The sequence below is a fragment of the Streptomyces pseudovenezuelae genome, assembly GCF_029892565.1.
Taxonomy (GTDB): Bacteria; Actinomycetota; Actinomycetes; order Streptomycetales; family Streptomycetaceae; genus Streptomyces; species Streptomyces pseudovenezuelae_A.
This window is the reverse complement of the sequence record NZ_JARXVH010000005.1, coordinates 109,866-132,460: the sequence shown is the minus strand read 5'-3', so window position 1 is coordinate 132,460 and position 22,595 is coordinate 109,866. Positions and strand designations below refer to the sequence as shown.

Here is a 22,595-nt window from a genome sequence, read left to right as displayed (position 1 = left end):
AGCGCAGGGAGAATCCCATGAGCAGCATCCCCGTTCCCGTCGTTCTCGCGGGTGCGCGCGGCCACGGCCGCTGGCACGTCGAGAACATCCGCAGGCTCCAGGACAAGGGGCTCGTACGACTCGTGGGAATCTGCGAGCTGACGCCGCTGACCGAGGAGGAGTTCGGGGGCGAACTGCCCGAGCAGTCCGCCGACTTCGCTGCTCTGCTCGATTCCACCCGGGCCCGCGTCGCCGTGATCTGCACGCCGATCCCGACCCACACCGACCTCGCCCTGATCGCCGCCGAGCGGGGCGTGCACCTCCTGCTGGAGAAGCCGCCCGCGCCCTCGTACGCGGAGTTCCGGCGGATGGCCGACGGGGTCGCCGCGGCCGGCGTGGTCTGCCAGATCGGCTTCCAGTCGCTGGGCTCGCACGCCGTCCCCGCGATCCGGAAGCTGCTCGCCGAGGGCGCGATCGGGGAGATCGTGGGTGTCGGCGGGGCCGGGGCCTGGGCGCGTGCGGAGTCGTACTACCGACGGGCACCCTGGGCCGGGAAGCGGCGCCTGAACGGCGTCGACGTGGTCGACGGGGTGCTCACCAACCCCCTCGCTCACACCGTCGCCACCGGGCTCGCCCTGCTCGGCACCACCCGCGCGGAGGACGTCACCGGCATCGAGACCGAGCTGCTGCGCGCCAACGACATCGAGTCCGACGACACCTCCTGCGTCCGCGTGAGCACCCCGCGCGGCCCGGTCACCGTCGCCGCGACCCTGTGCGCCGAGGAGGCGGGGGAGCCGTACGTCGTGGTGCACGGCCACAGCGGCCGGATCACCTACTGGTACAAGCTGGACCGGGTGCTGGTGCAGCGGGCGGACCACGGTCCGCAGGAGAGCGAGTACGGCCGCACGGACCTGTTGGAGAACCTGGTCGAGCACCTCACCACCGGCGCCGCCCTGCTGGTCGAACCGGATGCCACGGGCGCCTTCATGAAGGTCGTCGAAGCGATCCGACTGGCCGCCGACCCGGCCCAACTGCCCGCCGACGCGTGGTACTTCCTGCCCGACGAGGACCGCCGGGTGGTGCGCGGCATCGACGGCCTGGTCGTCGCCGCGGCCGACTCCCTCGCCCTCTACTCCGAGTTGGGCGCCTCCTGAGCGCTACCGAAAGAGGTGAGCACATGACGACCGACGACACCCTGGTCCTGCGCGTCGCGGGCCGCCCGGTCGGCCGCTACGTCACCCGGCCCGAACTGCCGGGCGTCCTTTCCCCGCGCCCCCATCTGCACCCCGTCACCACCCTGGCCGGCACGGCGGTCACCGAACTGAGCCCCGCCGACCACCTCCACCACCTCGGCGTCGATGTCGCCGTTCCCGACGTCGAGGGGCACAACTTCTGGGGCGGCCGCACCTACGTCCGCGACCAGGGCCCCACCGAACTGGACAACCACGGTGCCCAGCGCCACGCCGCCTTCCAGCTCCGCGACCCCGACGGCTTCGTGGAGGAACTGCGCTGGGTGGCGTCCGGCGCCGAGCTGCTGCGCGAGCGCCGCACCGTCTCCGCCACCGAACTCACCGACACCGCCTGGGCGTTGGACTTCACCTTCTCCCTCACCAACATCACGCCCGACCCGCTGTCCATCGGCAGCCCGGCCACCAACGGGCGCCCAGGCGCGGCCTACGGCGGCTTCTTCTGGCGGGCCCGCAAGGAGTCCACCACCCCCGACGTCTTCACCGCCGAGCGCGAGGGCGAGTCGGCGGTCCACGGCACCCGAGCCGACTGGCTCGCCCTCACGGGCGCCGGCTGGACCCTCGTCCTCGCCGGCGCCACGGACGCCACCCGCCAGGACCCGTGGTTCGTGCGCACCGCCGAATACCCGGGCGTGGGCTCGTCGTTGGCGCACACCGAACGGCTGCCGGTCCCGTCCGGCGCGACCGTCGTACGCCGGGTCGTCACCGTCGTCGCCGACGGCCGGCTGGGCCGGAGCGAAGCGGCGGCACTGGTGCGGAAGGCGGTCAGCCGGTGACGGACGACGTGTATACGAACCCGGTCCTGAACGCCGACTGGTCCGACCCGGACGTCATCCGCGTCGGCGACGACTTCTACCTCACCGCGTCGACCTTCGGCCGCGCCCCCGGCCTGCCGCTGCTGCACTCGCGCGACCTGGTCAACTGGACGCTGGTCGGCCACGCGCTGCAACGCCTGGAACCCGCCGCCGAGTTCAGGACCCCACGGCCCGACTGCGGAGTCTGGGCCCCCTCGCTGCGCCATCACGACGACCGCTTCTGGATCTTCTGGGGCGACCCCGACCAGGGCATCTTCCAGGTCAACGCCCCGGAGATACGCGGCCCTTGGACCCGCCCGCACCTGATGAAGGCCGGCAAGGGGCTCATCGACCCCTGCCCCTTGTGGGACGAGGAGACCGGCGAGGCCTACCTCGTGCACGCCTGGGCCAAGTCCCGCTCCGGCATCAAGAACCGCCTCACCGGCCACCGTATGCGCCCCGACGGCACCGAACTCCTCGACGAGGGCAAGGTGATCGTCGACGGAGACCGCATCCCGGGCTGGTTCACCCTGGAGGGCCCCAAGCTCTACCGGCACGACGGCTGGTTCTGGATCCTGGCGCCCGCCGGGGGAGTGGAGACCGGCTGGCAGGGCGCCCTCCGCGCACGCGGCTTCTTCGGCCCGTACGAGGAGAAGATCGTCCTCGAACAGAAGGACACCGACGTCAACGGCCCCCACCAGGGCGGCTGGGTGCGCACCCAGTCCGGCGAGGACTGGTTCCTGCACTTCCAGCAGCGGGGCGCGTACGGCAGGGTCGTGCACCTCCAGCCGATGCGCTGGGGCGCGGAGGGCTGGCCGGTGCTCGGGGACGAGGGCGCCCCCGTCGCCGTACACCGACGCCCCGACTTACCGCCGCAGCCTCCCGCGGCGCCCGCCACCGACGACGACTTCCCCGGCGGACGCTTCGGCCGCCAGTGGTCGTGGACCGCCAACCCGCAGGACGGCTGGGCCACCCAGCACTCCGGCGACGGACTCCGGCTGACCTGCGCCCGCTCGGTCGACACCCATGACCTGCGCAAACTCCCGAACGTCCTCACGCAGCGGCTGCCCGGCACCCCGTCCGCCGTCGAGGTCGAGCTGCGGCTGCACAGCGAGGATCCGGGAGCGCGGGCCGGACTCGCGGTGCTCGGCGACGCGTTCGGCTGGATCGGGCTCCAGCGGGGCGAGGACGGGACGGTCCACCTCGTGCACCGGTTCGCCGAGGCGGTCGCCGAGAGGGAGCGGGACGCCGCGCACCCACGGCTCGCGCCGGAGGGACGCGTGCGGCTGCGGATCGAGATCGGCGCGGGGGCACGCTGCCGGTTCTTCCACGACCTCGGCGAGGGCCCGCGCCCCTCCGGTCCCGTCTTCGCCGCCACCCCCTGGCGCTGGGTCGGAGCCCTGCTCGGTCTGTTCGCCCTGGCACCCGTCGGCAAGGGGCACGCCGGCGCGGCAACCTTCACGCACTTCAGGATCGACTCCTTGTAACTCACCTCACCCGTAGTCCTGTTGGGAGCCGCAATGACGCAGCACCTGCATGGCAAGCGCTTACCCATCTCTCGCTCACGCGCCCCTTCGTCCGCCGCCCCCCGCACCCGCAAGTCACCGTTGGATCCAGAAGAAGAGAGCCGACCGATGAAGATCAGCATCCGCAGAAGCAGGCGCCTCGCCCTCGCCGTCGCCCTGGGTTCCGTGCTCGCGCTGACCGCCACCGCCTGTGGTGACGACGGCAGCGGGAGCGCGGGGGACAAGGGCGACGAGGGCTCCGGCAAGGGCGAGATCACCTTCTGGGACAACAACGGCGGTGTCCGCACCGACATCTGGAAGGAGATCATCGCCGACTTCGAGAAGAAGAACCCGGACATCAAGGTCAACTACGTCGGGATCCCGGCCGCCAGCGCCCAGTCCAAGTACGACACCGCCATCCAGGGCGGCGGACTGCCCGACGTCGGCGGGGTCGGCACCGCGATGCTCGCCGAGGTCGCGGTGCAGGGCGCCCTGGAGCCGCTGGACAGCCGGTTGGCGAAGAGCTCGCTGAAGGGCAAGCTGAGCCAGAACCTGGTGGACGGCAGCCGGGCCGCGGGCGGCGGCGACAAGCTGTACCAGATCCCGACCTCGTCCAACAACGGCACGCTGTGGTACCGGACGGACCTGTTCGAGAGCGCCGGGCTGGAGGCGCCGACGACCTGGTCGAACTTCTACGCGGCCGCCGACAAGCTCACGGACAAGGGCAAGAACCAGTTCGGGTTCACCATTCGCGGCGGCGAGGGCTCCATCGCGCCGGCGCTGGACGCGGCGTACGGCCAGAGCGGGATCACTTCGTTCTGGAACGGCGACAAGACCACCGCCAACGACCCGAAGAACGTGGCCGCGTTGGAGAAGTACGTCGCGCTGTACAAGAAGGACACCCCTTCCGCCGACGTCAACAACGACTTCACCAAGATGGTCGCGCAGTGGGACAGCGGCACGATCGGGATGCTGAGCCACAACCTCGGTTCGTATCAGGACCACTTGAAGGCGCTGGGCGCGGGCAAGTTCCGGGGGCTGCCCAACCCGACGCAGGACGACGGCAGTCGGGTGCAGATCTCCAACCCCGTCGACGGGCTGAGCGTGTTCAAGTCCAGCAAGAACAAGGCGGCTTCCTGGAAGTTCGTCGAGTTCGCCCTCTCGCACGAGGAGAACTCCAAGTTCAACAAGTCGGCGGGGCAGATACCGGCCAACACGGATGCCGCACAGGACGCGTGGATCCAGTCGGCCGAGCCCACGAAGCTGGCGGCGGAGGCGTTGAACGGCAACGGCACGAAGATTGTGCAGCTGCCGTATTACCTGCCGGACTGGAACACGATCTCCAAGGCCGACAATGAGCCGAACTTCCAGAAGGTGCTGCTCGGGAAGATGACGTCCAAGGACTTCCTGGACACGGTGGCCGAGCAGTTGAACGCCGCGCAGGTGGATTGGAAGCAGAACCACTGAGGCTGTGGGTGGATTCGGTTCGTGGGGGACTGCCGATTGGTTGTGGCTGTTCGCGCAGTTCCCCGCGCCTCTGAAGGGTTGGGAAGGTGAACGGTCTTGGTAGTTAGCCGTAGACAGGTTGCCGCAGGCGCTCTGGCCGCCGTTCCGCTCGTCGGGCGAGGCCCGGAGAGGAAGCGCACGCTCTATATCGCCGGGGATTCCACCGCCGCTCAGAAATACGCCGATGCCGCGCCTGAGACCGGGTGGGGGATGGCCTTACCGTTCTTTCTCCGGAAGGGGCTGACTGTTGCCAATCACGCTGTGAACGGGCGCAGTTCGAAGAGTTTTGTCGATGAGGGTCGGCTTGATGCGATTCTCTCGGTGATCCGGCCGGGGGACCTGCTGCTCGTCCAGTTCGCGCACAACGACGAGAAGGTGGAAGATCCGATTCGGTACACCGAGCCCTGGACGACGTTCCAGGACTGTCTCCGGCTCTACATCTCGGGCGCCCGCGCGAAGGGTGCCCGGCCCGTCCTCGTAACTCCCGTCGAGCGCCGCCGGTTCGACGTCGACGGGAATGCCCTGCCGACCCACGGCGAGTATCCGGCGGCCATGCGCGCGCTCGCCGTGGAGGAACGGGTCGCGTTGCTCGATGTCGAGGCGCTGTCGCTCGCGCTCTGGCAGTCGCTCGGGGTCGAGGCGACGAAGACCTACTTCAACTGGACCGACACCGAGCAGGACAACACGCACTTCAATCCGCCGGGGGCCATCGCCGTGGCGCGGCTCGTGGCACGGGAGTCGGTGCGTACCCGGGTGTTCGCCCGGCGCGATGTCGTCCGGCTGCACGAGGACATACCCACCTCCTGGATCACCTGGCCACCCGCATAGCTGAGGAGACCCGCACAGTGCACACATTTGGATGTCATGGACGCGTCATTACGGCGGTCGTGGGCTGCACGGCTCTCGTGCTCGCCGTCACCGGGACGGCCCAGGCCGCCCACCGGCCCGCCCTCGACCGGCAGGTGCTGCCCGCCAACGACGGCTGGGCAGCCGCGGGCACCGGCACCACCGGTGGCGCCGCCGCCGACGCCGCGCACGTCCACACCGTCAGCGACTGGGACGGCTTCAAGGCCGCGCTCGCCGCCGGTGGCAGCACGCCGAAGATCATCAAGGTGAAGGGCACCATCGACGCCGACGGGCCGAGTTGTGCCTCGTTCGAGGCGGCGGGGTACGACTTCGCCGGCTACCTGGCCACGTACGACCCCGCGGTCTGGGGCCACGACAAGAACCTGGACGGCGAGCCCGCCGACAGCCCCGAGGGCCTGCGCCGCGCCTCCGCCGCGAACCAGGACGCCTACATCAAGGCCTCCGTGCCGGCCAACACCACCATCGTCGGCATCGGCAAGAACGCCGGCTTCAGCGGCGCCAGCCTGCAGATCAAGGGCGTAGACAACGTCATCGTCCGCAACCTGAGCTTCGAGAGCCCGCTCGACTGCTTCCCGCAGTGGGACCCGACCGACACCGCCGACGGCAACTGGAACTCCGAGTACGACAGCGCGGTGATCTACGGCTCGACGCACGTGTGGATGGACCACAACACGTTCACCGACGGCGACCACCCGGACAGCACCCTGCCGTCCTACTACGGCCGCATCTACGAACAGCACGACGGTGAACTCGACGTCGTCAGGGGCGCCGACTACGTCACAGCCTCCTGGAACGTCTTCGAGGACCACGACAAGACGATCCTGGTCGGCAACAGCGACAGCGAGTCGACGGCCGTCGGCGACCGGGGGCACCTCAAGGTCACCTTCCATCACAACCTGTTCTCGAACCTCGTCGAGCGTGCGCCCCGTGTCCGGTTCGGCCAAGTGGACTCCTACAACAACCACTTCGTCGCGAACGACGGCTACTCCTACAGCTTCGGTATCGGCAAGGAGTCCCAACTCGTCGCTGAGCACAACGCGTTCACGCTGGCCGAGGGGGTCAGTGCGGGCAAGGTGCTGAAGCGGTGGAACGTCTCGCCGCTGACCGCCGCCGACAACTACGTCAACGGAGTGAAGACCGACCTGATCGCCGTCCACAACGCCGAGATCCCCGCCGAGACCCTGGAGTCCGGGGCGGGCTGGACGCCGTCGCTGCGCACCAAGGTCGATCCGGCCAGGGCCGTCCCGCACATCGTCGACTGCGGCGCCGGATCGGGACGCCTGGGCTGATCCGTCCTCCGCACGACCGACCGCCGGGGCGGCGTCTCGGCTCCGCCCCGGCCACTCCCGGATATCACTCAGCACCAACTCGGTACCGCGAAGGAGCACCCGCATGCCCTCGCACCATCACGGTCAACGTCCCCTTTCGAGAAGGCGGTTCATTGCCGGCGCCGTCGGTGCCGGAGTCGGCCTCGTCGCTGTCCCCGCGCACGCCGTCACCGGTCGGCGCGGCCCCTTCGGCCAGTACGGTTCCCCCGGCCGCCGCCTCACCCCGCAGACCCTGTACGTCGCCCCCCGCGGACGCGGCGACCACACCACCGTCCAGGCCGCCGTGACCGCCGCGGCCGGCAGCGGCTGGGCCCTCGTCATCGCTCCCGGCACCTATCGGGAGACGGTCGCCGTCGACGTCAGCCGTACCGGGGCCACCTGGATCGGCGCCTCGGAGGACCCCCGGGACGTCGTGATCGTCTACGACAACGCGGCCGGCACCCCCAAGCCGGGCGGCGGCACGTACGGCACCACCGGGTCGGCCACCACGACCGTCCAGGCCGACGGCTTCACCGCCCGCTGGATCACCTTCGCCAACGACTGGCTGCGCGCCGACCACCCCGACATCACCGGGACCCAGGCGGTCGCCATCAAGGTGCAGGGCGACCGGAGTTCGTTCACCCACTGCCGCTTCCTCGGCCACCAGGACACGCTGTACGCGGACACGCTCGCGCTCGGCACCTTCGCCCGCCAGTACTACGCGCACTGTTACGCCGAGGGCGACGTCGACTTCGTCTTCGGTCGGGCCACCGCGGTCTACGAGGACTGCCACTTCCGGACCCTGAACCGCACCGACCTCGCCTCCGCCCCGTACGGCTTCGTCTTCGCGCCTTCCACCGCGGTCGCCAACCCGCGCGGCTACTTGGTGACGCGAGGGCACGTGAGCGGTGAAGCCCCGGTCGCCGCCTACAAGTTGGCCCGTCCCTGGGTGCCCAGCTCCGACACCACGGCCCGTCCGATGCTCACCGTCCGGGAGACCCGCCTCGGCCCCGGCATCGACGCGGTCGCGCCCTACACCAACATGTCGGACGCCTACCCGTGGCAGAGCCAGCGGTTCGCCGAGTACCGCAACACCGGGCCCGGTGCCCGGATCACCTTCCCCGCGAACCGGCCCCAACTCGCCAGCGCCGAGGCCGCGTCGGCGACCCGCGAGGCATATCTGGGTGACTGGGCGCCCTGGCGGGAGGGCTGCTGAGATGCGCCGACGCACCCTTCTGACGGGCATCGCCGGTGGGCTGGTCGGCGTCGGTGTCGATGCCGGTCCCGCTTTCGGTGCCACCCCCGCTTTCGAGAGCGCCGCCCGCCGGGTCCTGCACGTCCGCCCCGGAGACTCCGTCCAGGCGGCCGTGGACGCGGCGGACGGGCCCGGGCGGACGATCGTCGTGCATCCGGGGACGTATCGCGAAGTCGTCAACGTGCCGGTGGAGAAACGGGAGTTGGCCCTGCGCGGCGCCACCCGTGATCCGCGCGACGTCGTCATCGTCTTCGACCACGCCAACGGCACGCCGAAGCCCGACGGCACCACCTACGGCACGGCGGGCTCCGCCACCTTCACCTCGGCGGCGCCCGGGCTGACCGTCCGGGATCTGACGATCGCCAACGACTGGCTGCGGGCGGACCATCCCGAGATCACGGGGACGCAGGCGGTGGCCGCCTACACGTACGGCGACCGCACGCGCTTCGAGAACGTCCGGCTGCTGGCCCACCAGGACACCCTCTTCGTCGACACGCTCGCGCTCGACGTCTTCGACCGGCAGTACTTCCACCGCTGTTACATCGAGGGCGACGTCGACTTCGTCTTCGGCCGGGCCACCGCCGTGTTCGACGGGTGCCACTTCCGCACCCTCCAGCGGGACGTGACCTTCACCCCCAAGGGCATGGTCTTCGCCCCCTCCACCGCCCGGGCCAACCCGCACGGCATCCTCGCCGTCCGCTCCCGGATCACCTCCGGCGCCGAGGACGCCGCGTACAAACTGGCGCGGCCCTGGGTGCCGTCGTACGAGACGACCGCCTGGCCGTCCCTGGTCGTCCGGGACACCCGGATCGGGCCCGGCGTCGACGCCGTGGCTCCGTACACCACCATGCGCGACGCCTACCCCTGGCAGACGATGCGCTTCCACGAGTACCGCAACACCGGGCCGGGCTCGACGATCACCGTTCCCGAGAACCGGCCCCAACTCACCGGCGCCGAGGCCAAGTTGCACACCCCCGCGACCTACCTCGGTGACTGGCGTCCCTGAAAGCCCCAACGTTCCCGACACCCCCACATCCCCAAGAAACCGCACGACGAAAGGACCGCACTCCTATGTCTCGTCGTACCGCTCTCACCCTCGGCACGGCCCTCGCGTTAGGCGCAGGCCTCGCCGTCCTCCCCACCCAGGCCCACGCGGCCACGGTCGTCGTCGACACGAACGCCGAGCTGACCAGCGCCATCTCCGGTGCCACCGCCGGCACGGTCATCCAGGTGCGCGGCGGCACCTACTACCCGACCGCCACCCTCCAGTCGACGACCAACGGCACCTCCTCGGCGCCGGTCACGCTCACCGCGTACGGCTCGGAGACCGTGAAGATCGACGGCTCCTCGCTCCCGTCCGGGTCCTGGATCTTCAAGCTGACCGCCGACTACTGGAACGTCTCCAACCTGACCTTCCAGAACTCCCCGGACAGCGCGGTCGTCTGTCAGTCCTGCACCGGCACCAACTGGAACAACGTCAAGACCATCAACGGCGGCGACTCCGGCTTCACGCTCACGGGCGACGGAACCGTGAACAACACGGTCAAGAACATCGACTCGTACGGCAACTACGACGGCGCCACCCACGGCGAGAACGCCGACGGGATCGCCATCAAGTTCGGCTCCGGCAGCGGGAACCTGGTCACCGGGGCGCGGCTCTACAACAACTCCGACGACGGGATCGACTTCTGGTCCTTCTCCACCCCCGTCACCGTCGAGCACACCTGGTCCTTCGGCAACGGCTACAACCGCTGGTCCGACTCGGCCTTCGCGGGCGACGGCAACGGCTACAAGCTGGGCGGCGACGGCGAGGTCGTCGCGCACGTCGTCAACAACTCGGCGGCCTGGGGCAACGCCGGCAACGGCTTCACCGAGAACTCCAACACCGGGGGGCTCGTCATCAACCGCACCACCGCGTACGCCAACAGCAAGTGGGGCTACTACTTCGCCACCAGCTCCGCCAAGCTCGGCAAGAACCTCGCCGTCAGCAACGGCGGGGGCGCGGTGAGCAAGGGCTCCTCGGTCACCTCGGCCGGCAACAACTGGGACAGCGGGATCGGCACGCCGTCGTTCGTCTCCACGGACGCGTCGAGCACGTACAACGCCCGCGGTTCGAGTGGCACCCTGCCCGCCACCACCTTCCTGACGACGGGCAGCTCCACCATCGGCGCGACCATGAACTGAGCCGCGCACCGAGCCGCCCGGGGCGCTTGACCCGATTTTTGCCTGTGAAGGAGATATCGATCAGGCAACGGGTCTCGCGCCCGCCAGGGTGACGCGCGTAGAACTACCTGTCATGCATAAGCCACTGCGTTTCGCGGCGATCGCCGCCGCCTGTGCCCTCGCCGGCGCCGGCCTCTACGGAGCCGGTGCCGCCACGGCCGGACAGTCCACGGCCAACTCCACCCACGAGCCCTACAACATCGGGCTCCTGGTGAAGGACATCGACACCTACTACGGTACGACGGCGGATGCCAACGGCGTCTACCAGGCGTCCGCGACCAGCCCGTACGCCAAGGACCTGGCGCGGATCGACTCGGCCGCGAAGAAGTACATCGACCAGGCGGCCCACAAGGCCCACCACAAGGGCGAGAAGCCCGCGGTCGTCTTCGACATCGACGACACGCTGCTGCTCAGTCTCGACTACGAGAAGCGGTATAACTACACGTACAACTCGGCCAGTTGGGCGGCCTACGTCAACAAGGCCGACCGCCCGGGCGTCTTCGGCAGCGCCGAGCTGGTGAAGTACGCGAAGGCCAAGGGTGTCGAGGTCTTCTACAACTCGGGTCTGAGCGAGGCGCAGCGCACCGCGGCCGTCGACAACCTGAAGAAGATCGGCGCCGATGTGAACCTCGACGCCGGTCACATGTTCCTCAAGGACGCGGCCAACCCGCCGTCGTACCTCAGCGGTTGCGCCACGCCGGGTACCTGGACCTGCACCACCGTGCAGTACAAGTCCGGCACCCGCAAGCACATCGAGAAGGACCTCGGGTACGAGATCGTCGCCAACTTCGGCGACCAGTACTCGGACCTCGACGGCGGCTACGCCGACAAGACGTACAAGATCCCGAACCCGACGTACTTCGTCAGCTGACGGTCACTTGACGGATCGCACCGGCCCGACCGACCCCAGGGTCGGCACCACCGGTTCGATGGACCCGTCGGCCGCGAACGTCATGCGGTCGATCGTGGTCTCGCGGTGCATCCCGTCCCCGCCCGCCCGGCCGGGCCCGTTGAGGCCGAACCGGTGGTAGACGATGTACCAGTCGTCGGTGCCGGGGGCGTTCACCACCGAGTGGTGACCGGTGCCGAGGATGCCGTAGTCGGGCCGCTTCGACAGAATCGTCCCCCGCTTGGTCCACGGGCCGAGCGGGGACGGTCCCGTCGCGTAGGCGACGTGGTAGTTCTCGCTGCGGGTGTCGTCCTCGGACCACATGAAGTAGTACGTGCCGTTGCGCTTGATGACGAAAGAACCCTCACGGAAGTTGTCCGTGGTGATGTCCTTCACCTTCGCCGGGTCGTACGACGTCATGTCGTCGTTCAGCGGTACGACGTACCCGTGCCCGTTGCCCCAGTAGAGATACGACGTCCCGTCGTCGTCCGTGAAGACGGCCGGGTCGATCATCTGGCCGCTCAGTGAACCGCCCTTGGCCACCAGGGGTTTGCCCAGCGCGTCCTTGAACGGGCCGGCCGGTGAGTCCGCGACCGCGACCCCGATCTGCTGCTCGGCGCAGAAGTAGAAGTAGTACTTGCCGTCGCGCTCGGCGATCGCCGGCGCCCACGCGTACTTGTCCGCCCACGACACGTCCGGGCCCAGGTCGAGGATGACCCCGTGGTCCTTCCAGTGGACCAGGTCCCGCGACGAGTACGCCTTGAAACTCGTGCTGCCCCAGCCCTGGTTGCCGTCCGTCGTCGGGTAGATCCAGTACCGGCCGTCCAGATAGTGCACGTCGGGGTCGGCGTTGAAGCCCGGCAGGGACGGACTTCGGGTCGGTACCGCCTCCACCGTCCACACGCGGCTCGTGCCGTCGGCGGCCGTCACCGTGTACTTCTGCGGCTTGCGGAAGTCGCGCCGGGTGCCGGACCTGGGGCTGACCCGCGCGCCCTCGCCCACGGCGAACTCCGGCGAGAGGCGGGCGAGTTCGGCGCCGGGGTTCATCGGCAGCACGACCTTCGAGGCGCTCTCGGTGACGACGGCGTACCCCTTCTGGTCCTTGGCCGTCGCGTCCACGATCGACGTCGGCGTACTCGGATAGGCCGCGAGCAGCCGGTCGTACTCCTTCTGCGTGACCGGAAGCACCGTGCCGTGCCGCGGACTTGCGGGCAGCTGGTAGTCGCTGGACGGCGTCCAGTTCCCGGAGTCGAGGTCGGTGGTCTCGAAGGGGACGTACCCGCGACCGCCGTACTCGTCGATGAACAGGTACCACTTCTTCTCGGTGTTCGACTTGAAGACCGTCGGCCCCTCGCCGCGGTCGATCGCACCGCTGCCGATGCAGTCGGCGACGAAGTCGTACGAGGTCGAGGTCAGGCTCGTCGACTTCTCGCCGGTGATGAACTTCGAGCAGGGCGAGCTGGAGGACGGGTCGCGCTCGTCCTTGGTGTAGCGGTAGTAGGTGTCCTTGTACTTCACGACCGTCGAGTCGATCACCGAGTACCCGGGGTCGTCCCAGACCTTCGGCTCGCTGAAGGTGCGGAAGTCCTTCGTGGTCGCGTAGAGCATCTTGTTGTACGTCGATCCCGTGTGGTCGGGGTCGTTGTCGGCGTACAGCTTCGACGCCCAGAAGACGACGTACTGACCGAGCGAGTCGTCCCAGTAGGCCTCCGGCGCCCAGGTGTTGCCCGCGCTGTCCGGGGCGACCTTCACCAGGCGCTGGTCGGTCCAGTGGACCAGGTCGGTGGACTCCCAGATCATGACCGACTTGCTGCCGTGCCGCTGGACGTCGTCCCAACTGCCGCTGCTGTTCTGGTACATGCGCAAGTCGGTGGCGATCAGGTAGAACTTGTCGCCCTTGGGGGACCGGATCACGAACGGGTCGCGCAGGCCCTTCTCGCCGATCGTCGACGTCAGGACCGGCTTGCCCTGGTTCAACTCGCGCCAGTGCAAAGGGTCGTTGCCGCGGCTGAGGGCGTAGCGGATCTGTTCGCCGTCCGCGGTGCCCTCGCCGGTGAAGTAGGCGAAGAGATAGCCGGCGTACTTGGGGTGGTTCACGGGCGGGGCTCCTGAGTGGGCGCTGCCGGGCGGCGCGGTGAACAGGGCGAGGAGGAGGGTGAGGCAGGCGACGACCACGGCTCTGGGGCGCATCGGCAATCCTGTCTGAGTGTGGGGGTTTCTGTTGGGTGTTGCGCGCCTTCGGAGTGTCACCAGTGGGAAACAGCACGTCAATCGGTAGACGGGGAATCGAGGGTGGCGAAAGTTTCGGTTGCTTTCGGTGAGACGCGGCAACCTCCTTCGGTCGCGGCGGCGACTGGATCACGTTCCCCGTCACCCAGGAAAGGAACGGCCAGTGCGGCAGAGCACCGGACGCCACCGCAGGACCGGCACCCTCTCGATCGCGGCGGCGGTGGCCGTCTCCGCCGGAGCCGGCGGCGTCTACCTCGGACTGTCGGACGGCGACGCCCAGGCGGCCACGACGACCGTCACCGTCTCCACCACCGCCCAGCTGGAGTCGGCGGTCGCGAGCGCGAGCGCGGGCACCGTCATCCAGGTGCGGGCCGGCACGTACTACCCCACGGCCACCCTCAAGTCCACGGCCAGCGGCACGAGTTCGAACCCCATCACGCTCCAGGCCCACGGCACCGAGAAGGTGAGGATCGACGGCTCGAAGCTGCCCGCCGGCTCCTGGCTCGCCGGGATCCACGGTAGCTACTGGACCGTCCAGAACCTCACCTTCCAGAGCTCCCCGGCCCAGGGCTTCGTCGTCACCTCGTCCATCGGCGGGATCTTCAAGAACCTCGTCACCGCCGACAACGGCGACTCAGGGTTCACCCTGCGCGGCGACGGCACGGTGAACAACCTCGTGCAGAACCTGGACAGTTACGGCAACTACGACGCCGCCGGGCACGGCCAGAACGCGGACGGCATCGCGATCAAGTTCGGCTCGGGCACGGGCAACAAGGTCACCGGAGCGCGGCTCCACGACAACTCCGACGACGGCCTCGACCTCTGGCAGTTCTCCTCGCCGGTCAGGATCGAGCACTCCTGGGCCTTCGGCAACGGCAAGAACCGCTGGAACGACGCCGCCTTCGAGGGCAACGGCAACGGCTTCAAGCTGGGCGGCGGGGGCGTCACGGTCGCGCATCTCGTCAACGACAACGCGGCCTGGGACAACACCCTCAACGGCTTCACCGAGAACTCCAACACCGGGGCGATCGCGCTCAACCGCAACACGGCCTACGCCAACACCGAGGCCGGGTTCTACTTCGCCACCGGCAAGGCACGGCTGGCCCGCAACCTCGCGGTGGGCAACAAGGGCGGCCTGGACAAGCTGAGTCCGTCCACGGTGTCGGCGGCGAACAACTGGGACAGCGGTGTCGCGACCCCCGCTCTCAAGTCGACGGACGCGACGACGGCGTACGGCTCCCGGCAGACGAGTGGCGCGCTGCCCTCGACCACCTTCCTGACGACGGGTTCAACCGAGATCGGCTCGACGATGAACCAGCCCCGCGCCCGGTAAGGGCGAACGCCCCGCCGGTCGTCACCGGCGGGGCGCTCTGCTGCTGACCGAGGGGGGCTCAGGTCAGCAGGTCCACTGTCCCCCTTATGGGCGAGGGATGTAGCAGATTCGCTCAGTTGTGCGTGTCTACGTGTTATCAGATGGCCAGAACCCGCCAAAGGTTGCGCCGTTCCCGGAAGTTGTCACGAGTCGTCCTCGTCACTCGGGTGGCTCGCGAAGTCACCGCTCACGGAACGCAGTTGGCCCGCTGCCGTGCCCTCGACCGTGTAGCCGTCGTCCTTCACGTCCCGGCCGCCGCGCGCGTGGTTGTACTGCCCGGCGAACACCCACTCGCCCTTGGGGACCGTACGGCCCTCCTTGAGCACCCAGGTGTAGACGACGAAGCCGTCCCGCTCGGCGACCGTCAGCGTGAAGTCCTGCTCCGGCAGCGAGCGCCAGGCGCCCGCCGTCGACACCCCGCCGGTCTGCGCCACCTTCAACTTGACGGTGAGCGAGGTCAGTTGCGCGGACGTCTTGAGCGTGATGTCGCTCTGCGCCCAGAAGTCGTTGCTGTGCGGGTCCACCGAGCCGTCCGACCACACCGGGCCGTCGCTCGTGCCGGCGGCGCCCCGCGACACGGGGGAGGAGGAAGTGGGCGTAGGGGAAGGGGTGTTGCTCGCCCGGTGCGACTCCGGTGGCCTGCTCGGCGTCTGCTGCGCCGGCGGCACGGGGGCCCGGCTCGTGGCGTCCGGCGACGGCGTGGGTGTCGGGGAGACCGCGACCGTCTGCTGCTGCGGAGAGGCGTCGTCCTTCACCGCCGACGCCACCGCGTACCCGCCGACCGCCAGCATGCCGGCCGCCGCGGCCGTCGCGCCCACCACCCGCGCCCAACTCCACACCGGCGGGCGCGTCGAGCGGTGGCCCGGGTGGTGCTGCTCGCTCATGCCCCGCTCAATCCGGGCCAACATGCCGGCCCGGTCCGGCTCGTGCGCCTCGGCCGCCTCGTGCAGCCGGGCGCGCAGCTCGTCGTGCACGTCCTGCTGCCTCATCGCTGCCGTCCTCCGCTCTCGCCGCCGCGCACCATCGCCGCATGCACCTTCTGTGGCACTCCCTGCGCGCCCAGCAGCCGCTGCAGCTCGGCCATCCCCTTGGACGTCTGGCTCTTCACCGTACCCACGGACACCCCGAGCGCGAGCGCGGTGTCCTTCTCCGAGAGGTCGAACGCGTGCCGCAGCACCACGCACGCCCGCTTGCGGAACGGCAGTCTGCGCAGCGCCTCCTGGACATCGACCACGCCGGCCACGTCGGGGTTCTCGGTCAGTTCCTCGCGCTGCGACCAGAACAGGGAGATCCGCCGGCGCTCCCGCACCGCGCTGCGGATCCGGGACCGGGCGAGGTTGGCGACGACGCCACGGGCGTACGCGACCGGGTGGTCGGCGGCGCGGACCCGGTCCCAGCGGTGCCACAGGGCGAGCAGCGCGTCCGCCGCCAGGTCGTCGGCGGCGTCGGCCTCGCCGGTCAACAGATGGGCCAGGCGGGCGAGTTCGGCGTAGTGCCGTTCGAAGAAGGCGTGGAACTCCCCGGAGGCCGCGTCGTCGACGACTGTCCCCACGGTGACCTCTTCTGGCTGTGTATGTCATGGCGATCTGTGTGTGTCATGGCGCTGACACGTGATGGTAACCGCTTCCATGACGTCACTTGCGCAACTTTGATTCCGTAACACGCAGAAAACCTGTAACAGGTGGGACGCGGGAACAATCCAGCCAGCATCCGCACACAGATCATCAGGCAACGAGGAGTTCCGCCATGTCCGAAGCGCAGCAGGTGGCCGACCGGCCGAGTGCCGCACCACCGCCCGGGAACAGCGTCGACAGGTTCTTCCGGATCTCCGAACGGGGATCCAGTTTCGGCCGGGAGATCCGCGGCGGTTTCGCCACCTTCTTCACGATGGCCTACATCCTCGTCCTCAACCCGATCATCCTCGGCAGCGCGAAGGACAAGTTCGGCCACCAGCTCGACACCGGTCAACTGGTCACCGCCACCGCCCTGGTGGCCTGTGTGATGACGGTCATCATGGGCGTCGGCGGCAACCTCCCGCTCGCCATCGCCGCCGGCCTCGGCCTCAACGCCGTCGTCGCCTTCCAGTTGGCCCCGCTGATGAGCTGGGACGACGCGATGGGCCTGGTCGTCCTGGAAGGCATCCTGATCTGCGTCCTGGTCCTCACCGGGCTGCGCGAGGCGATCATGAACGCCATCCCGCAACAGCTCAAGCAGGCGATCGGTGTCGGCATCGGCCTGTTCATCGCCTTCATCGGCTTCGTCGACGCCGGGTTCGTCAGCCGGGTCCCGGACGTCGCGAACACCACCGTGCCGGTGCAGTTGGGCGCGGTCGGCCGGCTCACCGGCTGGCCGGTGCTGGTGTTCTGCGTGGGCGTGCTGCTCACCATCGCGCTGATCGCGCGCAAGGTGAAGGGCGCGATCCTGATCAGCATCGTCACCATGACGATCGTCGCGATCATCATCAACGAGATCGCCGACATCAAGAGCTGGGGCCTGACCACACCCAAGGTCCCCGACAAGATCGTCGACACCCCCGACTTCGGACTCGTCGGTCACTTCAGCCTGTTCGGCGGCTTCGCGCAGGCCGGGATCATCACCGCCGTACTGCTCGTCTTCACCCTGGTCCTGTCGGACTTCTTCGACGCCATGGGCACCATCGTCGGCATCAGCGCGGAGGCCGGACTGCTCGACGACGACGGCAAGGTGCCCGGCATCGGGCGCGTGCTGTTCATCGACGGCGCGGCGGCGGTGGCCGGTGGCCTCGGCTCCGCCTCCTCCAACACCGCGTACATCGAGTCCGCGGCCGGCGTCGGCGAGGGCGCCCGCACCGGGTTCGCCAACCTGATCACCGGCGGCCTGTTCGGCCTCGCGCTCTTCCTCACGCCGCTGCTCACCATCGTCCCGCTCCAGGCCGCGGCGCCCGCGCTGATCGCCGTGGGCTTCCTGATGATGACCCACGTCAAGCACATCGACTGGGACAAGTACGAGATCGCCATCCCGGCGTTCCTGACCATCGCCGCGATGCCGTTCACGTACTCCATCACCGACGGCATCGGCGCGGGCTTCCTCGCGTACGTCCTCATCAAGGCGGTCCTGGGGAAGGCCAAGGAGGTGCACTGGCTGCTGTGGGGCGTCTCGGCGCTGTTCCTGGTCTACTTCGCGATCGATCCGGTGGAGCAGATCCTGGGCGTGAAGTAGGCCGCCGGTCCGCGGGCAACGGGCCGACGGCTCACGTCGGTTGGTCAGTCCATCCGTCAGTTCTTGAGCGCCGCCTCCATCACGGCCTTGGCCACGGGGGCGGCCAGCCCGTTTCCGCTGACCTCCGAGCGGGCCGCGTCGGACTGCTCGACCACGACCGCCACGGCGACCTCCTTGCCGTTGGAGTCGGACTTGCCGTACGAGGTGAACCAGGCGTACGGCGTCTGGCTGTTGTTCTCGCCGTGCTGGGCCGTGCCCGTCTTGCCGCCGACCGTGGCGCCGTCGATCTGGGCGTTCGTCCCCGTGCCGTCCTCGACGACCGTCTGCATCGCCGACTGCAGTTGCTCGGCGGTGGAGGAGCTGACGATCTCCTTCGTGTCGGTCTTGTCGTCGTAGTTCTCCAGCACGTCACCGCCGCTGTCGGTGATCTGCGAGACCATGTGCGGCGTCACGAGCTTGCCGCCGTTGGCTATCGCGGCCGACACCATGGCCATCTGGAGCGGCGTCGCCGTCACGTCGAACTGGCCGATGCCCGTCAGGGCCGTGGACGACTTGTCCATGCCGGAGGGGTAGACGCTGGTGTACGCCCGTACGGGGACGTCCAGTTGGTCGTCGTTGAAGCCGAACTTGTCGGCCATGGCCTTGAGTTTGTCCTGACCCAGGTTGACGGCCATCTTCGCGAAGACGTTGTTGCAGGAGTAGCGCAGCGCGGTGCGGATCGTGGCGTTCTCGCAGGGCGCGGACGTGTTCTCGTTCGCCAGGACCGTGGTCGTGCCCGGCAGCGTGTACGGATCCGGGCTGTCGGTCTTCGTGTCCACGTTCGCGTACAGCCCGTCCTCCAGCGCGGCGGCCGCCACGACCAGCTTGAACGTCGAACCGGGCGGCAGCGGTTGGCGCAGCGCGCGGTTGGTCAGCGGCTTGTCCGCGTCCGCGTTCAGCTTCTTCCACGCCGTCCCGGCCGTGTTGGCGTCGGTCAGCGACGTCGGGTCGTACGACGGCGTGGACACGACCGCCAGAATCTTCCCGGTCTTCGGATCGATCGCGACGGCGGCGCCCTTCTTGTCGCCGAGCGCGTCGTACGCGGCCTTCTGCACGTCCGGGTCGATCGTGGTGACCACGTTGCCCGGGGCGGCCCGCTGGTCGGTGACCGTGTCCATCGCGGTCTTCAGCCGGCCGTCCGTGCCGTTGAGGAGATCCTGGTAGATGCCCTCCAACTGCGTCGGCGCGTATGCCTGCGAGGCATAGCCCGTCACCGCCGCGTACAGCGACCCGTCCTTGTACGTCCGCTTGTACGCGAGGTCTCCGTCCTTCGTCCGCGCGGAGCCGGTGATCGAGTCCCCGCCCACGATGATGTTCCCGAGCGGCTCCGCATACGTCTCGATCGCGTTCCGCCGGTTGTCCTTGTCGTCCGCGAGCGCCTGGCCGTCGTAGAACTGCACCCAGGTCGCCCTGATCAGCAGAGCGAACACCAGCAACAGCACGAAGACGGACGCCCGCCTGATCGTCTTGTTCATCCCGCTCAGGAGGACGAGCGGGAACGAGCGAATCGTTCCCGTCCGACCCTGTTTCTCATCTTTCTCAGGTTGCCTCCGGACGCCAGGTGCCGTCGAGCGGGACGCCGGCGGCGGCAGCGATCCGGTTGCGGGATTCGAGCAGGCGGGTCCTCAGCGTCGGCAGGTCCACGCCCACCAGCGCGCCGTCGCGTTTGACCACTCGGCCGGCGACGAGGACGGTGTCCACCAGGCCGGGGTGGCCGGCGCTGACGATCGTGCCGGCCGGGTCGGTGACCGGGAAGACGGTCAGGTCGTCGGTGCGCAGGAGGATGAGGTCGGCGTCCTTGCCGGGGGTGAGGGTGCCCGTGCGGGCGTCGAGTCCGCAGGAGCGGGCGGCGTCGACGGTGGCGAACTCCAGCAGGTCCCGGGAGCGCAGGCCGCCGTCCAGACCGCGCTGCACGGCGAAGGCCGTACGCATCGTGGAGAACATGTCGCCGCCGACCGACGGGACGTCGTCGATGGACAGCGTCGGGCGCAGTCCGGCGGCCAGTGCGCGGCCGGTGACCGGGGATCCGAAGCCCATCTTCAACTCGACGTCCGGGCTGATCGACAGCGAGGCGTCCGCGTCGGCGAGCATCCGCAGCTCTTCGTCGCTGATCCCGTTGGCGTGCACGAACGTGGTGGTGTCCCGCAGCAGACCGTGCTCGCGCAGGTCGGTGATCGTCCCGCTCGCCTCGATGTGCAGGCTGGTGCGCAGTCCGAGTTCGGCCGCCAGCTTCAGCTCGCGGGCGACGGTGTCCATGCCGGTGGCTTCGGGGCCGCGCAGGCCCAGCGCCATGGTGACCAGGCCCTCGCCGGCCAGGTCGGAGCGGACGCGGCGGATGTCGGCGTCGACGGGGTCGGCGGTGCCCCAGCCGGCGCCGAGGCAGAAGATCGACCGTCCCGGCGCGTCCCGCAGCGCGGCGACGGCGGCGTCCTCATGCGCGTGGCTCTGCGCGACGTGGTACCAGTCCAGCATCGTGGTCACCCCGCAGTGCAGGGCCTCCAGGCGGCCGAGCAGGGTGCCCGCGTAGACGTCCTCGGGCTGGTAGTGGGGCTTGACCGTGCGGTGCATGGCCAGCGCCCACTCGGGGAACGTCCAGTCCGCGCCGATGCCTCGGAACGCGGTCTGCCAGGAGTGACGGTGGTTGTCGACGAAGCCGGGCATGACGATCCGGTCGGTCGTGTCGATCACCTCGGCGTCCGGCGCGTCGATGTGCGCGGCCACCTCGACGATCACACCGTCCTCGATCAGGACATCACCGCGTTCGAGGTCGCCGACCGCCGGGTCCATGCTGACCACGGTGCCGCCCGCGAGCAGGGTCTTCGTCTTCATCGGAGGAACTCCTTCACGGACACTTTCGGATGGTTCAGGTCCGGGTGGTTCAGGTCCGGGTGGTTCAAGTACGGGTGGTTCAGGTCCGGGTGGTTCAAGCTGTTCAAGGTCATGTCGTGGCGGCCGTTGCGGGTTCGGCGAGCACCGCGTCCGCCGCTTCGAGCGCGTCGGCGACCAGGTCCGCCGTGTCCTCCGTGCCGGCCGCCAGCCGGACCAGACCCAACGGCACTGATTCCGCGAGCTGTTCCTCGCTGAGCATTCCGCGCCACATGGACGCCGGATGCACGGCGAGCGATTCCACGCCGCCGAGGCTGGCCGAGCGGCGGGGGTAGCGCAGCCGGCCGAGGAAGGCGTCCGCCATCTCGAAACCACCCGCGAACTCGATACCGAGCACCCCGCCGAAACCGGTCATCTGGTCGGCGGCCAGCTTGTGTTGGGGGTGGGTCGCCAGACCGGGGTAGTGCACCTTCGCCACCGCCGGATGCTCGTTCAACGCCTCGGCGAGCGCCTGGCCGTTGGCGTTGTGGCGCGGCACCCGTAGCGGCAGGGTGCGCATGCCGCGCAGCAGCAGCCACGCGTCGATCGGGCCGAGCGTGGCACCGGTGAGGAGCCCGACGTCCCATATGCGGTCCAGGATCTCCGCCGGTCCGGCCAGCACTCCGGCGGAGACGTCCGAGTGGCCGTTGAGGTACTTGGTCGCGCTGTGCCAGACCAGATCGATGCCGAAGTCCGCCGGCTGCTGGTTCAGTGGCGTGGCGAAGGTGTTGTCCGCCATGGTCAACACGTCGTGCGCGCGAGCCAGTTCGGCTACGGCGCGCAGGTCGGTGATCTGCAGCAGCGGATTGCTCGGGGTCTCCACCAGGATCAGGCGGGTCTGCGGAGTCAGCGCCCTCGCGAACGCCTCAGGGTCGGTCTGGTCCACCAGGGTGGTGGATACGCCGAGGCGCGGCAGCAGGTTCAGCAGCACCGACGCGGTGCCGCCGTACGTGGACCGCTGCCCGATGACGTGGTCACCGGCGGACACCAGGGCCAGTACGGCCGTGGTGAGCGCGGCCATCCCGGACGCGGTGACCATGGCCGCCTCGGTGTTCTCCAACTCGGCTACGACGGCGGAGACTTGGGCGAGGTTCGGGTTGCCGAAGCGGGTGTAGAAGTCCTTGCCGCGCGGAGCCACGGTGCCCTGCGCGAACGTCTCCGCGTCCTCGGCCGAGAACGCCGCCGTCTGGTAGATGGGCGGGGCCACGGCACGGCTGGGATGGACCTCGCGATCGGCGTGAACGGTGATGGTGCTCTTGCCCGGCATGGCTGCCCTTCCGTGGACCGGCGGTGTGACTCCATGAGGTGCGAATTCATGGC

At 69.1% G+C, this 22,595-nt stretch carries 18 protein-coding genes; 12 read left to right on the top strand and 6 right to left on the bottom strand.

The annotated features are described in order from the left end of the window. The first annotated feature begins 17 nt into the window (after positions 1 to 17). The 10 genes from M2283_RS17070 (at position 18) to M2283_RS17025 (ending at position 11,554) form a co-directional block, all read left to right on the top strand. Complete coding sequence (locus M2283_RS17070; RefSeq protein ID WP_280877104.1) at positions 18 to 1,133, top strand: Gfo/Idh/MocA family protein; 1,116 nt, start codon at positions 18 to 20, stop codon at positions 1,131 to 1,133. A gap of 23 nt (positions 1,134 to 1,156) precedes the next feature. Next, positions 1,157 to 2,002, top strand: coding sequence for a PmoA family protein (locus M2283_RS17065; protein WP_280877103.1), 846 nt, complete (start codon positions 1,157 to 1,159; stop codon positions 2,000 to 2,002). Continuing rightward, a complete protein-coding gene (locus M2283_RS17060) occupies positions 1,999 to 3,507 on the top strand; it encodes a glycoside hydrolase family 43 protein (protein WP_280877102.1) in 1,509 nt (502 codons plus the stop codon). The genes M2283_RS17065 and M2283_RS17060 overlap by 4 nt, the downstream gene beginning before the upstream one ends. 147 nt (positions 3,508 to 3,654) lie before the next feature. Next, complete coding sequence (locus M2283_RS17055; protein WP_280877101.1) at positions 3,655 to 4,992, top strand: ABC transporter substrate-binding protein; 1,338 nt, start codon at positions 3,655 to 3,657, stop codon at positions 4,990 to 4,992. A 96-nt stretch (positions 4,993 to 5,088) separates the two neighbouring features. Next, positions 5,089 to 5,859 carry a rhamnogalacturonan acetylesterase gene (locus M2283_RS17050; RefSeq protein ID WP_280877100.1) on the top strand — a complete coding sequence of 257 codons (771 nt, stop codon included), beginning with the start codon at positions 5,089 to 5,091 and terminating at the stop codon, positions 5,857 to 5,859. 17 nt (positions 5,860 to 5,876) lie between these two features. Next, positions 5,877 to 7,187, top strand: a complete 1,311-nt coding sequence (locus M2283_RS17045; RefSeq protein WP_432423089.1) for a pectate lyase family protein — start codon at positions 5,877 to 5,879, stop codon at positions 7,185 to 7,187. A 103-nt stretch (positions 7,188 to 7,290) separates the two neighbouring features. Then, complete coding sequence (locus M2283_RS17040) at positions 7,291 to 8,421, top strand: pectinesterase family protein (protein WP_280877098.1); 1,131 nt, start codon at positions 7,291 to 7,293, stop codon at positions 8,419 to 8,421. A 1-nt stretch (position 8,422) separates the two neighbouring features. Then, entirely contained in the window at positions 8,423 to 9,466 is a 1,044-nt protein-coding gene (locus M2283_RS17035) for a pectinesterase family protein (protein ID WP_280877097.1), read from the top strand. Positions 9,467 to 9,531: 65 nt separating this feature from the next. Next, positions 9,532 to 10,644: a right-handed parallel beta-helix repeat-containing protein gene (locus M2283_RS17030; RefSeq protein ID WP_280877096.1), complete on the top strand. Its 1,113-nt coding sequence runs from the start codon at positions 9,532 to 9,534 to the stop codon at positions 10,642 to 10,644. A gap of 112 nt (positions 10,645 to 10,756) precedes the next feature. Next, positions 10,757 to 11,554 (top strand): HAD family acid phosphatase, encoded by a 798-nt coding sequence (locus M2283_RS17025; protein ID WP_280877095.1) that lies wholly within the window; start codon positions 10,757 to 10,759, stop codon positions 11,552 to 11,554. Positions 11,555 to 11,557: 3 nt separating this feature from the next. Here the strand turns inward: M2283_RS17025 and M2283_RS17020 are convergent, their stop codons facing one another. Beyond that, positions 11,558 to 13,762 (bottom strand): family 43 glycosylhydrolase, encoded by a 2,205-nt coding sequence (locus tag M2283_RS17020; RefSeq protein WP_280877094.1) that lies wholly within the window; start codon positions 13,760 to 13,762, stop codon positions 11,558 to 11,560. Between the two features lie 202 nt (positions 13,763 to 13,964). Here M2283_RS17020 and M2283_RS17015 point away from each other — a divergent pair, with 202 nt between their 5' ends. Further along, positions 13,965 to 15,134, top strand: a complete 1,170-nt coding sequence (locus M2283_RS17015; RefSeq protein WP_280877093.1) for a right-handed parallel beta-helix repeat-containing protein — start codon at positions 13,965 to 13,967, stop codon at positions 15,132 to 15,134. 182 nt (positions 15,135 to 15,316) lie between these two features. Here M2283_RS17015 and M2283_RS17010 read toward each other — a convergent pair whose 3' ends face one another. Continuing rightward, positions 15,317 to 16,162 (bottom strand): hypothetical protein, encoded by an 846-nt coding sequence (locus M2283_RS17010; RefSeq protein WP_280877092.1) that lies wholly within the window; start codon positions 16,160 to 16,162, stop codon positions 15,317 to 15,319. Next, positions 16,159 to 16,725, bottom strand: coding sequence for a SigE family RNA polymerase sigma factor (locus M2283_RS17005; RefSeq protein ID WP_280877091.1), 567 nt, complete (start codon positions 16,723 to 16,725; stop codon positions 16,159 to 16,161). Before M2283_RS17005 ends, M2283_RS17010 begins: the two co-directional genes overlap by 4 nt. A 194-nt stretch (positions 16,726 to 16,919) precedes the next feature. On the opposite strand from M2283_RS17005, the gene M2283_RS17000 reads away from it, so the two are divergent. Then, a complete protein-coding gene (locus tag M2283_RS17000) occupies positions 16,920 to 18,371 on the top strand; it encodes an NCS2 family permease (protein ID WP_280877090.1) in 1,452 nt (483 codons plus the stop codon). A 56-nt stretch (positions 18,372 to 18,427) separates the two neighbouring features. On the opposite strand, the gene M2283_RS16995 is transcribed toward M2283_RS17000, so the two are convergent. The 3 genes from M2283_RS16995 to M2283_RS16985 all read right to left on the bottom strand — a co-directional run bounded on the left by M2283_RS16995 (position 18,428) and on the right by M2283_RS16985 (position 22,542). Further along, positions 18,428 to 19,885 (bottom strand): peptidoglycan D,D-transpeptidase FtsI family protein, encoded by a 1,458-nt coding sequence (locus tag M2283_RS16995; RefSeq protein WP_280877089.1) that lies wholly within the window; start codon positions 19,883 to 19,885, stop codon positions 18,428 to 18,430. 64 nt (positions 19,886 to 19,949) lie between these two features. Next, positions 19,950 to 21,239: an amidohydrolase family protein gene (locus M2283_RS16990; RefSeq protein ID WP_280877088.1), complete on the bottom strand. Its 1,290-nt coding sequence runs from the start codon at positions 21,237 to 21,239 to the stop codon at positions 19,950 to 19,952. Between the two features lie 109 nt (positions 21,240 to 21,348). Further along, positions 21,349 to 22,542, bottom strand: coding sequence for a trans-sulfuration enzyme family protein (locus tag M2283_RS16985; RefSeq protein WP_280877087.1), 1,194 nt, complete (start codon positions 22,540 to 22,542; stop codon positions 21,349 to 21,351). Positions 22,543 to 22,595 lie beyond the last annotated feature (53 nt).